Here is a 540-nt window from a genome sequence, read left to right as displayed (position 1 = left end):
ACGGCCGCGCGTTCCCGACGGCGGACGCATTCCAGGATCACCTGCGCGAGCACATCGCCGAGGATGTCGCCCGCCGAGAGGACCCGGAGTTCAGCGCCGACCTCGGAGCGTTCCTCGCCCTGCTCTCCGTCTACGGCCAGCTGCCCCGTCTGGTCGCCGCGGGACGGCTGACCGCGCGGTCCGTCGCCGAGCGGCTCGACGGGTGGTGGCACGGCTTCTTCAGCTTCCTGGCCTCCGGTCCGCCCGGCTTCCGCCTGCGCCAACTCCTCGCACTGTCCCGGGCCGGCATCGTCCACTTCCTGGGCGCCGACGTCCGGATCGGCACCGACGAGTCCACCGGCACCTTCACCGCGACCAGCCCCACCGTCCCTGGCCACACCACCCACGCCACGGCCTTGATCGAGGCGTACCTGCCGGCCCCCTCCCTCGACCGCACCGAGGACCCCCTCCTGCGCGACCTGCACCGGACCGGCGCCCTCACCGAGGAGGTCATCACCGACCCCACCCACACCCACCGCTCCGGCCTGCTCGCCGCCTCCC

Annotated in this window: 1 pseudogene; it reads left to right on the top strand. The window is 73.5% G+C overall.

The features are described 5' to 3' along the window. A pseudogene (locus tag CCL05_RS42105) lies at window positions 1–540 on the top strand (FAD/NAD(P)-binding protein); the annotation flags it as partial.

It is taken from the genome of Streptomyces africanus (assembly GCF_002150735.1).
Classification (GTDB): domain Bacteria; phylum Actinomycetota; class Actinomycetes; order Streptomycetales; family Streptomycetaceae; genus Streptomyces; species Streptomyces africanus.
This window is presented reverse-complemented; position numbering and strand designations above follow the sequence as displayed.